11 protein-coding genes are annotated in these 14471 nt (G+C 50.0%); 7 read left to right on the plus strand and 4 right to left on the minus strand.

From position 1 onward, the window contains the following. Positions 1-132 precede the first annotated feature (132 nt). The gene (locus tag K0H59_RS04260; RefSeq protein ID WP_011715990.1) at positions 133-1857 is read left to right on the plus strand and encodes a potassium/proton antiporter; all 1725 of its coding nucleotides are present in this window, start codon (positions 133-135) and stop codon (positions 1855-1857) included. A gap of 171 nt (positions 1858-2028) precedes the next feature. Here K0H59_RS04260 and K0H59_RS04265 read toward each other — a convergent pair whose 3' ends face one another. Continuing rightward, the gene (locus K0H59_RS04265) at positions 2029-2955 is read right to left on the minus strand and encodes an LpxL/LpxP family Kdo(2)-lipid IV(A) lauroyl/palmitoleoyl acyltransferase (protein ID WP_084796736.1); all 927 of its coding nucleotides are present in this window, start codon (positions 2953-2955) and stop codon (positions 2029-2031) included. A gap of 102 nt (positions 2956-3057) precedes the next feature. Here K0H59_RS04265 and hldE point away from each other — a divergent pair, with 102 nt between their 5' ends. From hldE to K0H59_RS04280, 3 genes are all read left to right on the plus strand, one after another. After that, a complete protein-coding gene (hldE, locus tag K0H59_RS04270) occupies positions 3058-4488 on the plus strand; it encodes a bifunctional D-glycero-beta-D-manno-heptose-7-phosphate kinase/D-glycero-beta-D-manno-heptose 1-phosphate adenylyltransferase HldE (protein WP_220054759.1) in 1431 nt (476 codons plus the stop codon). Then, positions 4485-5312 carry a hypothetical protein gene (locus tag K0H59_RS04275; RefSeq protein ID WP_220054760.1) on the plus strand — a complete coding sequence of 276 codons (828 nt, stop codon included), beginning with the start codon at positions 4485-4487 and terminating at the stop codon, positions 5310-5312. The genes hldE and K0H59_RS04275 overlap by 4 nt, the downstream gene beginning before the upstream one ends. A gap of 153 nt (positions 5313-5465) precedes the next feature. After that, positions 5466-5945, plus strand: coding sequence for a TetR family transcriptional regulator (locus K0H59_RS04280; protein WP_011623828.1), 480 nt, complete (start codon positions 5466-5468; stop codon positions 5943-5945). 128 nt (positions 5946-6073) lie between these two features. Here K0H59_RS04280 and K0H59_RS04285 read toward each other — a convergent pair whose 3' ends face one another. The 3 genes from K0H59_RS04285 to K0H59_RS04295 form a co-directional block, all read right to left on the minus strand. Then, positions 6074-6463 carry a hypothetical protein gene (locus K0H59_RS04285; RefSeq protein ID WP_220054761.1) on the minus strand — a complete coding sequence of 130 codons (390 nt, stop codon included), beginning with the start codon at positions 6461-6463 and terminating at the stop codon, positions 6074-6076. Between the two features lie 154 nt (positions 6464-6617). Beyond that, positions 6618-8102, minus strand: coding sequence for a Re/Si-specific NAD(P)(+) transhydrogenase subunit beta (pntB, locus tag K0H59_RS04290; RefSeq protein ID WP_220054762.1), 1485 nt, complete (start codon positions 8100-8102; stop codon positions 6618-6620). 11 nt (positions 8103-8113) lie between these two features. Continuing rightward, positions 8114-9640 carry a Re/Si-specific NAD(P)(+) transhydrogenase subunit alpha gene (locus tag K0H59_RS04295; protein ID WP_220054763.1) on the minus strand — a complete coding sequence of 509 codons (1527 nt, stop codon included), beginning with the start codon at positions 9638-9640 and terminating at the stop codon, positions 8114-8116. 417 nt (positions 9641-10057) lie between these two features. Here K0H59_RS04295 and K0H59_RS04300 point away from each other — a divergent pair, with 417 nt between their 5' ends. The 3 genes from K0H59_RS04300 to K0H59_RS04310 all read left to right on the plus strand — a co-directional run bounded on the left by K0H59_RS04300 (position 10058) and on the right by K0H59_RS04310 (position 14429). Beyond that, entirely contained in the window at positions 10058-11869 is a 1812-nt protein-coding gene (locus K0H59_RS04300; RefSeq protein ID WP_220054764.1) for an assimilatory sulfite reductase (NADPH) flavoprotein subunit, read from the plus strand. A gap of 72 nt (positions 11870-11941) precedes the next feature. After that, on the plus strand, positions 11942-13639 hold the full coding sequence (cysI, locus tag K0H59_RS04305; protein WP_088210991.1) for an assimilatory sulfite reductase (NADPH) hemoprotein subunit: 1698 nt from the start codon (positions 11942-11944) through the stop codon (positions 13637-13639). Beyond that, positions 13632-14429 carry a phosphoadenylyl-sulfate reductase gene (locus tag K0H59_RS04310; RefSeq protein ID WP_011715997.1) on the plus strand — a complete coding sequence of 266 codons (798 nt, stop codon included), beginning with the start codon at positions 13632-13634 and terminating at the stop codon, positions 14427-14429. Before cysI ends, K0H59_RS04310 begins: the two co-directional genes overlap by 8 nt. Positions 14430-14471: the final 42 nt, after the last annotated feature.

Consider the following 14471-nt stretch of genomic DNA (forward strand, 5'->3'; position numbering starts at 1 on the left):
ATATTTAAAACTCCATTAATTTGCATTTTTTATGCTAGTATAGAAACACAAAAAATTTTCAATTGAGTCATTTTTAATCTGGGTGATTTCTTTATCGTTTAACTAAACACTCTTGTATTTAAGGAGGCATGTGTGGATGCAGATTCCATCAATAGTTTTTTTCTGATCGGTGCCTTGCTTGCCGCAGTGAGTGTTTTGTTAAGTCCCGTGTCTTCGCGCTTGGGTATCCCTATCTTATTAATTTTCCTCGCAGTAGGGATTTTAGCCGGGGAGGATGGCCCCGGCGGTATTCTGTTTGACGACTACTCAACCGCTTATCTTGTCAGTAACTTAGCCTTAGCCATTATTTTGCTCGATGGCGGTATGCGCACGCGTGTCGCGAGCTTTAGGGTGGCACTGTGGCCAGCATTGTCGCTGGCGACCTTTGGGGTTGCTATTACCACCAGTATCACGGGCGTGATGGCCGCATGGTTATTTGACTTACACTGGTTGCAAGGCTTGCTGGTGGGGGCGATCGTCGGCTCCACCGATGCGGCGGCGGTATTCTCACTATTAAAGGGACGTAGCTTAAACGAGCGTGTAGGCGCGACGCTGGAAATCGAGTCGGGCAGTAACGACCCAATGGCGGTGTTTTTAACCGTGACTCTGATTGCCATCCTCGCCAATGTGGACGCCGAGTTATCCGTAAGCTTTATGCTGATAAGCTTTATCAAGCAGTTTGGCTTGGGGATTTTCCTCGGTCTTGGCGGCGGTTGGCTGCTGTGGAAGTTGGTGAATTTAAGCAAGCTTGCCGAAGGCTTGTATTCGATTTTAGTGCTCAGTGGCGGTCTGATGATTTATGCCGCGTCGAACAAACTCGGCGGTAGCGGCATTCTGTCGATTTATCTCGTCGGTCTCTTCCTCGGCAACAAGCCTACCCGCGGTCGCCATTCCATCCTAAACGTATTGGATGGCATGACTTGGGTCAGCCAAATCGGTATGTTCCTCGTATTAGGGCTGCTACTCACACCGTCTGACTTGTTGGATATTTGGCTACCGGGCTTAGCGTTAGCCTTTGGGATGATCCTGTTTGCCAGACCGTTAGCCGTATGGCTCAGCTTGCTGCCCTTTAAGAGCTTTAGTAGCCGTGACCGCTGGTTTATCTCTTGGGTCGGGCTTCGCGGCGCGGTGCCGATTATTTTAGCGGTATTCCCTATGATGGCGGGATTACCGGGCGCTCAGTTGTACTTTAACTTGGCATTCTTCGTGGTGTTAGTGTCACTGCTTGTGCAGGGGGCGTCACTCACCACGGCGGCGCGTTTAGCTAAGGTTGAGTTACCGCCTAAGCCGTTGCCGATTTCACGTTCTGGGGTCGAAATATACCCGAGCAGCGAGTGGGAAGTGTTTGTGTACCATCTGAGTGAAAACAAATGGTGCATCGGCGAGCCACTTAAACGCCTCTCTATGCCTGATGGTACGCGGATTGCGGCGGTATTTCGCCATAATACATTGCTGCACCCATCGGGCAGTACCTGCCTCGAAGCGGGGGATATTTTGTGTGTGCTTGGGCAAGAGAAGAGCCTAGAGGCCTTGAGTAACCTCTTTAGTCAGGCGCCTGAAACCAAGGAAGTGCCACGTTTCTTCGGTGACTTCTTTATCGATACAGAAGTTAAGCTGCTGGATCTGGCGCCGATTTATGGTCTGGAGTTAGATGAAGCAACTGGTGACATGACGGTCGCAGATTTAGTGGCGGCTGAATTAGGCTCACATCCGGTACTTGGGGATCAGTTCCTATGGCAGTCACTGCATTGGGTAGTTGCAGGACTCAATGAAGGCAAAGTCACCAATGTGGGTATTCGCTTACCGGCAGAGGCTTAAGTGAAGCTGTATTGAAGTGCCAGCAATGCAGGGCTTCACCGGATATGGTTCTTGGTATTTCAAACATTCAAATGCCTTAAACAAAACATCTAACATAAAAAATGCCAAGCAATTGCTTGGCATTTTTTTATCCGCGTTCAAACACTTATATCGAAAAGATAGAGCGAAAGCTTATTTATATAAGGACTTGTCCGTGGGATCTGGGCGAGTCTTAAAGCGGCGGTGAAGCCACATATATTGGGCGCGATTTCTATCGATAATCCCTTCGATAATTTTGTTACCACGAATGGCATCGGCTAGCTCATCCTCACCGGGGAAGTTATCCAGCGGCGGCATAATCTCAATATGGTAACCCTTATCGCCTTCGGTGCGCTCCACAAAGAAGGGCAGCACTTTGGCCTTGCCGAGTTTGGCCAGTGTGGTGGCACCGGTAATGGTCGCGGCATCGGGCACTGCATAGAAGGGAATAAACACCGCACTCGAACGCCCAAAATCCTGATCGGCGGTATACCAAATCACATCAGGATTGCGTAAACAACGCACCATTTGGCGCAGATCGCGTTTCGGCACTAAGGCTTTGTTTGAGCGTAAGCGGCCTTTGACCTGTAGGTATTCCATCACCGGATTGTTGTGTGGACGGTATACCCCAACACCGGGTTGGAATTGTCCAAAAATACGCGCGCCCATTTCCAGTGGTAAACAGTGCACGGCAAACAGAATCACTCCATGGCCGGCATTCAAGGTGTCTTGCACGTACTCTTTGCCGGTGATCTGCATATGCTGTTGGATTTTTTCATCGGTCCACCACCAAGCATTGATGGTATCGAAAATCGCTTTACCCGTTTCTTCAAAGTTACGGGTCAGGAGGGCTTCGCGCTCTGACTCGGGCATATCGGGGAAGCAGAGAGTTAAATTGCGGCGCGCGGTATGGGTTCGACTGCCTGCAATAGTCTTAACTAATCGGCCTAATCCTTTACCTAACTTCATCTGCCACGAGAGAGGTAACACTTGGGTAATCCGCATCACTAACACCCCAAACCACATGGGCCAGTGCTTCGGATGATATAAGGATGATGAAAACTCAGCTTTCTCGACCACAAAAATACTCACTACTTTTGAAAATTACTGCTTATTCTAACTCATATTTTGCCGAAAATTAGGTACAATCACGGTTTAATTTCTGCAATAGATAAGAGCGCTATGAAGGTTTCTCTGCCAGCATTTGAAAAAGCCAAAGTGTTAGTTGTCGGCGATGTGATGTTAGATCGCTACTGGGTTGGGCCAACGGGGCGTATCTCGCCCGAAGCGCCTGTGCCTGTGGTGAAGATTAACCAAGTCGAAGACAGACCGGGCGGTGCGGCCAACGTGGCGCTAAATATCGCGACCCTAGGCGGCCAAGTGCAATTGGCGGGGTTAGTGGGCGAAGATGATACCGCTAAGGCATTAACCCTTGGCGTGCAAGCCCTGGGCGTTGAGCCACAGTGGTTGAATATTGCCGATAAACCGACCATTACCAAACTGCGGGTACTGTCGCGTAACCAGCAGCTCATTCGCCTCGATTTTGAAGAGTCCTTCGATAAGCAGGATAGTGCGCGTTTACTCAAACAGTCTGAAGCCTTACTCGATTCGGTCGATGTAGTGGTGCTGTCGGATTATGCTAAGGGCGCTATTGATAAACCGCAGGATTTTATTGCGCTGGCTCGCGCTAAAGGCGTGAAAGTGCTTGTCGATCCAAAGGGTTCTGATTTTAGCCGTTACCATGGCGCTTCACTCATCACACCCAATATGAGTGAATTTGAAGCCGTGGTTGGCGCGGTAACCTCTGAGGCGGATCTGCTCGAAAAGGCCCGTGGCTTACTGAACAAACACCAGTTCGACGCTATCTTAGTGACTCGCTCCGAAAAGGGCATGACCTTAGTGACGGCCAATGCCCCAGAGTTACACATTCCTACAGTGGCCCGTGAGGTGTATGACGTGACAGGCGCCGGTGATACTGTGATTTCAGCTCTGGCGACCTCACTCGCCGCGGGTGCAGAACTGCCGCAGGCGTGCGCCATTGCCAATACCGCCGCAGGGGTTGTAGTGGGTAAATTAGGTACTTCAACCGTGTCTCGTATCGAGCTGATTGAAGCCTTAGCACTGCACCATGGTGAGTCGGGTTTTGGGGTAGTGAGTGAAGATCAACTTGCCTATGCCCTAGAGCAAGCCAAATTGCGCGGCGAGCGAGTGGTGATGACTAACGGTTGCTTCGATATTCTGCACGCGGGGCACGTCAGTTACCTCAAGCAAGCCAGAGCCTTAGGCGACAGATTGATTGTGGCTGTGAATGACGACGCCTCGGTCAAACGCTTAAAAGGTGAAGGTCGCCCTGTCAATCAAGTGGATAGACGTATGGCGGTATTAGCGGGATTAGCCGCCGTCGATTGGGTTGTGCCTTTTAGTGAAGATACGCCACAGCGGATTATCGCCAGATTGCTCCCCGATCTTCTCGTCAAAGGCGGAGATTATAAGGTTGAGGATATCGCCGGGGGCGCCGAGGTGATCGCCGCGGGTGGCCAAGTTCAAGTGTTAGGGTTTGAAGACGGGATATCAACGACGGCCATTATCCAAAATATCATGGCAAAACAGTGAGTCTCATTGCCCTGACGCTGATCTCTAGCCTGACTTGGGTGCCCATCGGCGACAAGCAGGCGTTAATTTGCCCGTTAGCGCAATTGAGTCAGTGTCTGGCAAGCTTTCCTACTCAGGTTCGTGAACAACTCCCCCACAGCGAAGCCCAGTTTCAAACTGAACTTGGGCTTCGCAGTGCCATGGTGTTACCCGTCGAAAATAGTTATTTCTCCGGTTTAATCCTGGTAAATGAGCGAGAAACACCAGAGTTTCAACTGCTCAATATCGATGGCACAACCTATCAATATGACCTCAAAGAACAGGCATTATTGACCCTATGGCATGAGCTAGGACACCTTGAAAATCTTGCCTTGCAGGGCAGTTTATTACCTAAAGAATTAACAGCTTATCAGCATGAGTGGTTGGCGGATCTCTACCTTGTTTGGCGTGTCGCTAAGGCCAAGGACAATCTTGATTTAGCCTGGCAGCAATATCACAGACGCAACCTTGCGGCGTTAACAAGTTCGCAGTATATGTCTCACTGGACCAGTCCGATGATGATACAAGTGTTAAAAAAGTATCAAGTAGGTCAGATTGCTCATTACAGCCAATATCGTGATTTTGTCGCCGATTTTTATCCTAAAATAATACAAATTGATCCACAGATTTTACGTGAATATTCGAGTTTAATGCAGCGCACTTTTGGTGAGACTGTGCTGCAACCCCTGCCAGCATACCTATCTTGGCGCAAGCCGGATCTTGGGCGTTACCTTACCCCGACACTGACATTGCTGATGGGGGAGGCAAAAGCACACGACTGGTTAGTACAAAATTCAATGTTGTGAATATGTAAACAGAATCGATAAATCTCCCTGTTTCAAACTGAACCCTAGCTGAACAAAAGCGAAATACACTTGTTTGGCGTTTCCAAACAGCAGTAATCCCTGAAAGGCTTTGGTAAGCTCTACCCCAGAAAAAGAACAACGGGAGACTTTACTATGGCTAAGCGCTCGCGAGTACAGACTGAGCAGACCATAAATCAGATTATGGATGAAGCGTTAAGACAAATTTTGACTATTGGCTTTGAGACTATGTCTTATACCACGTTATCTGAAGCAACGGGGATTAGCCGCACCGGTATTAGTCATCACTTTCCGCGTAAAAACGACTTCTTAATCCGTTTAGATAGTCGTATTGGCAATTTATTTGTTGCTGCGCTCGACTTTTCTAGCCAAGAAGCCTTAGAAGCCTCTTGGATGAAAGCGATGCAAGAAGAGCATTACCGCGCAGTGTTAAGATTATTCTTCAGCCTCTGTGGTGGCGCGAATAACGAAATCACCCTCTTCAGAGCGGTCAGCACAGCACGTCAGCAAGCTATTGCTGAATTAGGATTGGTCGGCGATCGTACAATCAATCACCTATTAGGCCGTACTGCGGTCATGCTGCTGTCGAATTTTGATGTTGCCAAAGCGGCATAATCTTAAGCATCACCACAAAAAAGGAGCCTTAGGCTCCTTTTTTGTTTCTATGGTTTGGCGAATAGCAGTTGGTTTTATCCGCCGTGGCGTCAGAGATTTTATGCACCCTTAAGTTAGTTAAGTTGCAGTTAGTTAAGCTGCAATGGGGGCGTCAGCTGCGCTTGTTTTAACTTTTGTTGGGTAAGATAAACGCCGACAGCCATAAAGGTCAGCGCCGCGGCGATTAAGGCACAAAGCGCGTGATGGAACACCAAATGACTGATAAAGAAGGTAGGAATATCCTCAATACTATCGATAAGGAAGAGTTTAACGATAAGCCCAAGGTACAAGAGTAAGTGCAATATCGCCCCTGTGATAAAGAGACGCTTAAACTTTTGCACCAAGCGAGCGGCGAGATTGAGGCGGTAATAGCGGCAAAATAGATAACCACCGAGGCCAATGCCAATCGATATCCAGCCGAGCCCCAGCAGCGAGGTTTTAATCAAAATTGCCGACAGCATAAATAATCCAAGCAGCATCAAGCTATCCTTTCAATGAATGGGGCGACCACAAGCAAGTTGCGCAGAGACTAGCTGAGCTGGCTTAAAAACGTGTGAAAACACATCCGTAAACAGGGGAAAAGATAAAGGGAGCCAAGTGGCTCCCTTTATGATTAATAAGCAAACTTAAGCATTACAGCGCTTTTAAAATCGCCTCAACGCTGGCCTTGGCATCGCCGAACAGCATTTGGGTATTGTCTTTAAAGAACAGTGGGTTTTGTACACCCGCATAACCTGTGTTCATCGAGCGTTTAAAGCCAATCACGTTTTGCGCTTTCCACACTTCGAGCACTGGCATGCCTGCAATTGGGCTGCCCGGATCTTCCATCGCCGCAGGGTTCACCGTATCGTTGGCACCAATGACGAGTACTACGTCGGTATCGCTAAAGTCCTCGTTGATTTCGTCCATTTCGAGCACGATATCGTAGGGCACTTTGGCTTCTGCCAGGAGTACGTTCATATGGCCAGGTAAGCGACCCGCCACTGGGTGAATACCAAAGCGTACCTTCACGCCGCGATCACGCAGTTTTTGGGTGATTTCCGCCACAGGATATTGCGCCTGTGCCACTGCCATGCCATAGCCTGGGGTGATGATGACTGAAGTCGCGTTTTTCAGCATGTCTGCCACATCTTCGGCGTTGGTTTCGCGGTATTCGCCCATTTCTTCATCGCCAGATGAGGCCACACCATCGGTGCCAAATCCACCTGCGATAACAGAAATAAACGAGCGGTTCATCGCTTTACACATAATGTAAGACAGAATCGCACCCGATGAGCCCACGAGCGCACCTGTCACGATCAGCAGATCGTTTGACAGCATAAAGCCCGCTGCCGCCGCTGCCCAACCTGAGTAGGAGTTCAGCATAGAGACCACTACTGGCATATCCGCACCGCCGATTGAAGCCACTAAGTGCCAGCCAAAGGCGAAGGCGATAAGTGTCATCAACAGTAGGGCAGGCATAGTGCCACCCGTTTGTACGAAGTACACCAACAGGACAAGCGATACCAATACCGCCGCGAGATTCAGCTTATGGCGATGTGGCAACATCAAAGGTTTTGAGGAGATTAATCCGCGTAATTTACCGAAGGCGACGATAGAACCCGTGAAGGTCACCGCACCGATAAAGATCCCGAGGAACACTTCCACTAAGTGAATGTTGAGCATTGCGCCAGTTAAATGGGCTTTCTCGGCGGCTTTGGCCGCTTCGCTTAGCGCATCCTGCACTGCGGCTAAGGTGGAGTTGATATCTCCGCCAACGGCCACAACCACTTGCGATACTTGCTCTGGGTGTAGGTCGATAAAGCTGTTAAAGCCCACTAATACCGCCGCCATACCCACAAAGCTGTGGAGTACTGCGACCAGTTCAGGCATTTCCGTCATTTCGACTTTAAGTGCTAAACGCACGCCGATGGCACCACCAATCACCATGGCGACAATAATCCAAGCGACACCGCTGGTGTCAGGATTAAAAATGGTCGCCAGTAGGGCGATGGCCATACCTGTGATACCAAATAAATTGCCGTGTTTGGCCGTTTCTTGCTTCGACAATCCTGCGAGACTGAAGATAAAGAGCACGGCGGCAATAATGTAAGCTGCTGTTACCAGTCCTTGAGACACGTTATACCCCCTTAATCTTTACGGAACATCTTCAGCATGCGCTGAGTGACGGTGAAACCGCCGAAGATGTTAATACTGGCGATCAGCACGGCGATAAACGCCAGCACAGTGACCAAGGTTGAACCTTGACCAATTTGCAGCAAGGCGCCGACCACGATAATGCCCGAAATCGCGTTAGTCACTGACATTAAAGGCGTATGTAGTGAGTGGGATACGTTCCACACCACGTAATAGCCCACCACGCAGGACAGGACAAAAACCGTAAAGTGGGATAAGAACTCGGCTGGAGCAACTGAGGCAACCGCAGCAAAACCCGCAGCACCAAGGGCGGCGAGAATATACTTAAGTTTGGATGGCTTTTTGGCCTCTGCCGCTTTGGCTTCAACCTTAGCCGCAGGTTTGGCGGGCGCTGCCGACACCGAAATCGCCGGTGGTGGGAAGGTCACTTCGCCCGCTTTGACCACTGTCATATTGCGCATCACTACATCATCGAAGTTGATGCTAGCAACGCCGTCTTTGTCTTTACACATCAACTTCATCAGGTTGACTAAGTTAGTGCCGTAAAGCTGTGAAGATTGCGCGGGCAGGCGGCCGGGGAGATCGGTAAAGCCGATGACTTTAACGCCATTCTCTGTCACAAACAGCTCGCTTGGCTGAGTGTATTCACAGTTACCGCCCGCTTGCGCGGCCATATCGACAATCACAGAGCCGGGTTTCATGCTGTCAACCATCGCCTTGGTGATAAGCTTAGGTGCGGGGCGGCCTGGGATCAGCGCTGTGGTAATGATGATATCGACTTCTTTGGCTTGCTCGGCAAACAGTGCCATTTCGGCGGCGATAAACTCGTCCGACATGGTTTTAGCGTAACCATCCGATGAACTGCCATCTTCATTGGTGAAGTCCAGTTTGAGGAACTGGCCACCCATGGATTCGATTTGTTCGGCCACTTCTAAGCGCGTGTCGAAGGCGCGTACTATGGCACCTAACGAACCTGCGGTACCAATGGCCGCAAGACCCGCTACACCGGCACCAATCACCAGCACTTTGGCTGGCGGAACCTTACCCGCGGCGGTAATTTGTCCGGTAAAGAAACGGCCAAAGTGGTGCGCGGCTTCAACAACGGCGCGATAACCGCCGATATTGGCCATAGAAGAGAGAGCATCGAGGGATTGGGCACGGGAAATACGTGGCACCATGTCCATCGCCATCACATTGATGTTGCGTTTAGACAGTTTCTCGACCAGCTCAGCATTTTGAGCGGGCCAGATAAAGCTGATTAAGGTCGCGCCTTCTTTAATTTGCGCAATTTCAGCATCGGTCGGTGCATTGACTTTAAAAATCAGATCCGCTTGCCAAACCTCTGCCGTGGTCTTCGCTCCAGCGGCTTCAAAAGCGGCATCGTCAAAGCTAGACAGTAAGCCAGCATTGGCCTCAACAACAACTTCAAAGCCGAGCTTTTTAAGTTGTTCGACGGTGGCAGGGGTCGCGGCGACCCGAGTCTCACCGGCGAGACTCTCTCTCGGTATTCCAATCTGCATGATTACTCCCTGGTGGTTTATATAATCGTTCCGCCTGAGTGCTTCCCCTGAGCTAAACCTAGGTAGGGCTAGGCCGCGATAAGAATGAACTCGTTTATTCAGTTGTGGCAGTTAGCGCATTCAATCTTGGTATGAAATTTGTGCTTGAAAACAAACTTCTTTGCGAGCAACAGAGGTCACTGTACAGCAGGCTCGTCACCATTGTGGCAATACTTTGGTTTGACACAAGCGCATATTGCTCAAGCTGGTCGTTTCTGAACTGGTCGTATCAAAAACTTTTAACCAGTGCACACTTTTGTAGCTTAAATTTTGCACTTTGTATATTCCAAAATGGAATTAAAAATCAAATATTATTCTTTTTTGCTTTTCTAAAACCACGTTAATCTGCTGGACATTACACTGTCATAGGGCCGTCTCATGTTGTTAAAAGAACTTTCATCACTGGCTTCACCCCTGTCGCAACCGCAGGTCGAAAAGCTGAAACAACTCACCGCTGAATTAAACGCGGTGCAACTTGCTTGGGTGAGCGGTTATTTAGCCGCAACGGCCAATGCGGGCAATCAGGCCCAGCTCGCGCCCGTGTCCGACGCACAGGCGGCGCAGACAGTGACCATTCTCTATGGCAGCCAAACCGGCAATGGCCGTGGTATTGCCAAAGCTTTGGCCGAGAAGGCGAAAGCGCAGGGCTATGGCGTGAATTTGGCCTCTATGGGTGAATACAATGTGCGTCAGCTCAAGCAAGAAACCTTGCTATTGCTGGTGGTCAGTACCCATGGTGAAGGTGAAGCGCCGGATGATGCGATTGAATTACATAAGTTTTTAGCATCGAAACGCGCACCTCAATTAAACAACCTGCATTACTCAGTGTTGGCGCTGGGCGATTCGAGCTATGAGTTTTTCTGCCAGACAGGTAAAGACTTCGATGCCCGTCTGTCGGCATTAGGTGCCAAAGCGCTGCTGCCTCTGGTTGAGTGTGACGTGGATTATGAGGCTGCGGCCGGACAGTGGCACGCCGATGTGCTCACCGCCGTGAAGCCACTCATTCAAACCACGGCTAACGTGGTGGCGCTCAATGATACCGGCTCGGCACAAGTTGCCAGCGAGAGCGAATTTACTAAGCAAAACCCTTACAGTGCTGAGGTGTTGGTGAGCCAGAAGATCACCGGACGCGGTTCAGACCGAGACGTACGCCACGTTGAAATCGATTTAGGCGAGTCAGGCTTACGCTACGAAGTGGGTGATGCCCTTGGGGTGTGGTTTAGCAACAATGAAACTTTGGTCGATGAGATTTTAGCGGGCTTAGGGTTAGCGGCCGATACCACTGTGACCGTCGGTAATGAGTCAATCAGCCTCAAACAAGCCTTAATCGAGAAGAAAGAGCTGACGCAGTTATATCCTGGTTTAGTCAAAGCCTGGGCCGAGTTGTCCGCAAGCCCTGAGCTGCTTACTATTAGCGAAGATAAAGAACAGGTTCGCCAGTTTATCTTACATCATCAATTTGCAGACTTAGTGGCGAACTATCAGCTCAAGGCCGATGCTAATCTGGATGCAAACAAGTTAGTGGAGCTATTACGCCCATTAACGCCAAGACTCTACTCCATCGCTTCGAGCCAGAGTGAAGTCGATACCGAAGTGCATCTGACAGTGGCCTTGGTGGAGGATGAGCACCAAGGGCAAGCCCGTTTTGGCGGCGCCTCGCATTTCTTAGCCTCGGCACAGGAAGGCGCCGAAGTAAAAGTGTATGTTGAACCGAACAAGCATTTCCGTTTACCTGAAGATCCACAAACGCCTGTCATCATGATTGGCCCAGGCACTGGTGTTGCGCCGTTTCGCGCCTTTATGCAGGAGCGCGTGGCGCAAGGCGCTGAGGGCGATAGCTGGTTATTCTTCGGTAATCCTCACTTTGAGCAGGACTTCCTGTATCAAACCGAGTGGCAACAGTATCTGAAAAACGGCGATTTAACCCGTATCGATGTGGCATTTTCGCGGGATCAGGCCCATAAGATTTACGTGCAGCACCGCATTAAAGAGCAGGGACAAACCCTGTGGCAATGGCTGCAAAATGGCGCGCATCTTTATATTTGTGGTGATGCCGAGCGTATGGCCAAAGACGTACATCAAGCCCTATTAGCGGTTGCGGTGGAGTTTGGCGGACTGTCGAGCGAGGCGGCGGAAGAATATTTCGAGAGCCTGCGCAGTCATAAACGTTACCAAAAAGACGTGTACTAATTAATCGATCCCAAAGATAGAGCAGTATCCACTGAGATACTGCCGCCGAACGAATTTTAAGAGGCTGTTGCCATGAGTGAGCAAAAGTTAGCATTAAACGAATACCTAAAGACCGACAGTGATTATCTGCGTGGTACCATTAAAGAGGGATTAGACTCCTCGGTGACAGGCAGTTTTAGCGACGGCGATCAGCAATTGATCAAATTCCACGGCTTCTATCAGCAGGATGACCGCGATTTACGTAACGAACGTAAAGAGCAAAAACTCGAGCCTTTATATAGCTTTATGTTACGTGCCCGCGTGCCAGGCGGTGTGTGTACACCTAAGCAATGGTTAGGTGTGGATGAAATTGCCTCGACACTTACTAGCTCTAACAGCATTCGTTTAACGACGCGCCAGACGTTCCAATACCACGGCATTCCAAAGCGTAACCTCAAGACCATTATTCAAGGCTTGGACCGTGAGGCGCTCGATTCTATCGCCGCCTGTGGTGACGTTAACCGCAACGTGATGTGTAACCCGAATCCGGTGGAATCTAAGCTGCATGCGCAGGCCTATGAAGTCGCGAAAAAACTGTCTGATCACCTGCTGCCTCACACTCGTGCCTACGCCGAGATTTGGTTAGATGAAGAGAAGTTACTGACCACAGAAGACGAAACTGTTGAACCTGTGTATGGCAAAACCTACTTGCCACGTAAGTTTAAGATGGCTGTTGCCGTACCACCGGATAACGATGTTGACGTCTATACCAACGACTTAGGCTTTATTGCGGTGGCAGAAAACGGCGAATTAGTCGGTTTTAACCTGACAGCAGGTGGCGGCATGGGCTCGACCCACGGTGAGGTCGAAACCTTCCCGCGCTTGGCCGATGACTTTGGTTTTATCAAAACTGAAGATGTGATGAAGTTTGCCGAAGCTGTGATGACAGTGCAGCGTGACTGGGGTAATCGTACCAATCGTAAGCGTTCGCGCCTTAAGTACACTATCGTCGACCATGGTTATGAGAAGTTTAAGGCCGAAGTGGAAGCCCGTGCTGGCGTCAAGTTGGAGCCCAAGCGCGATGTGGTGATTGGCGATCGCGGCGATCGTTACGGCTGGGTTGAAGGTGTCGATGGTAAGTGGCATTTAACTCTGTTTATCGAAAGTGGCCGCATCAAAGACGTGCCCGGTAAGAGTTTACAAACCGGCATGCGTGAAATCGCGAAGATCCACAAGGGCGATTTCCGCATGACGTCTAACCAGAATATGATTATTGCTGGTGTGGCTCCCGAGGATAAAGCGACCATCGAAGGCCTTGCCCGTAAACACGGTTTACTCGGCCAAGTGCTGACCCAAACCCGCGGTCATTCGATTGCCTGTGTGGCCTTGCCAACCTGTCCATTGGCGATGGCGGAAGCTGAGCGTTATTTCCCTGAGTTTATCGACCATATCGATGCGCTTCAGGCTAAAAATGGCATTAGCGAACAAGCCATTGTGGTGCGTATGACGGGCTGTCCAAACGGTTGCGCCCGCCCATTTGCCGCCGAAATCGGCTTAGTGGGTAAGGCGCCGGGTCGCTACAACCTGTATCTCGGGGCTAACTTCGAAGGCACTCGTCTGAATAAGATGTACAGAGAGAATATCCAAGAGGCTGAGATCCTTGCTGAATTGGATGCATTATTTGCCCGCTACGCGGTTGAGCGTAATGCAGGCGAAACCTTTGGTAACTTCACCGTCCGCACGGGCGTAGTGAAGGCGGTAATAGATGCCGCTAAGGATTTCCATGGCTGATCTTGATTCTGGGGTAACGGGTTCTGGCTTGCCGAACGCGTTGCAGAGCGTGGTAAGTCACAGCGAACTTAAAGCGCTGCTAACGGCACCTAAGGATGTGCAGCAAGCTGAACTGGAGCGCATTAATCGCTTTTTGGCCGGCTTGACGGCTCAAGAGCGAGTGCTCTGGGGCTTAGCCTATCTGCCGGGTAATCACGCGCTGTCATCCAGTTTTGGGATCCAAGCGGCGGTGATGCTGCATATGGTGAGTCAGGTGCAATCGGATATTCCGGTGATCTTAACGGATACTGGCTATCTCTTTCCTGAGACATATCAGTTTATTGACCAGCTTACCGAGCGTTTATCCTTAAACCTCAAGGTTTACCAAGCGCCAATGACCTCTGCATGGCAGGAGGCACGTTTCGGCAAGTTGTGGGAGCAGGGCTTAGATGGGCTCGAGCGTTACAATCGACTGAATAAAGTGGAGCCGATGCAACGTGCTTTGGCGGAACTTGAAGTCGGTACTTGGTTTGCGGGACTGCGCCGCAGTCAGTCGAGCACTCGCGAAGAGTTACCGATATTGGCTATCCACGGAACTCGCTTTAAGCTGCTGCCGATTATCGAGTGGTCGAACAAAGATGTGCACCTGTATCTGACGCAATTTGACTTGCCTTACCATCCTCTATGGGATCAAGGTTATGTTTCTGTTGGGGATACCCACTCGAGTAAACCCTTAGAATTAGGGATGACTGAAGAAGAAACCCGCTTTAATGGCTTAAAACGCGAATGCGGTTTGCATTACGAAATATAACCATCTATCTGATTTAATAGATAAATGCCACAGTATTCCCTG

It is taken from the genome of Shewanella sp. FJAT-51649 (assembly GCF_019457435.1).
GTDB lineage: Bacteria > Pseudomonadota > Gammaproteobacteria > Enterobacterales > Shewanellaceae > Shewanella > Shewanella mangrovisoli.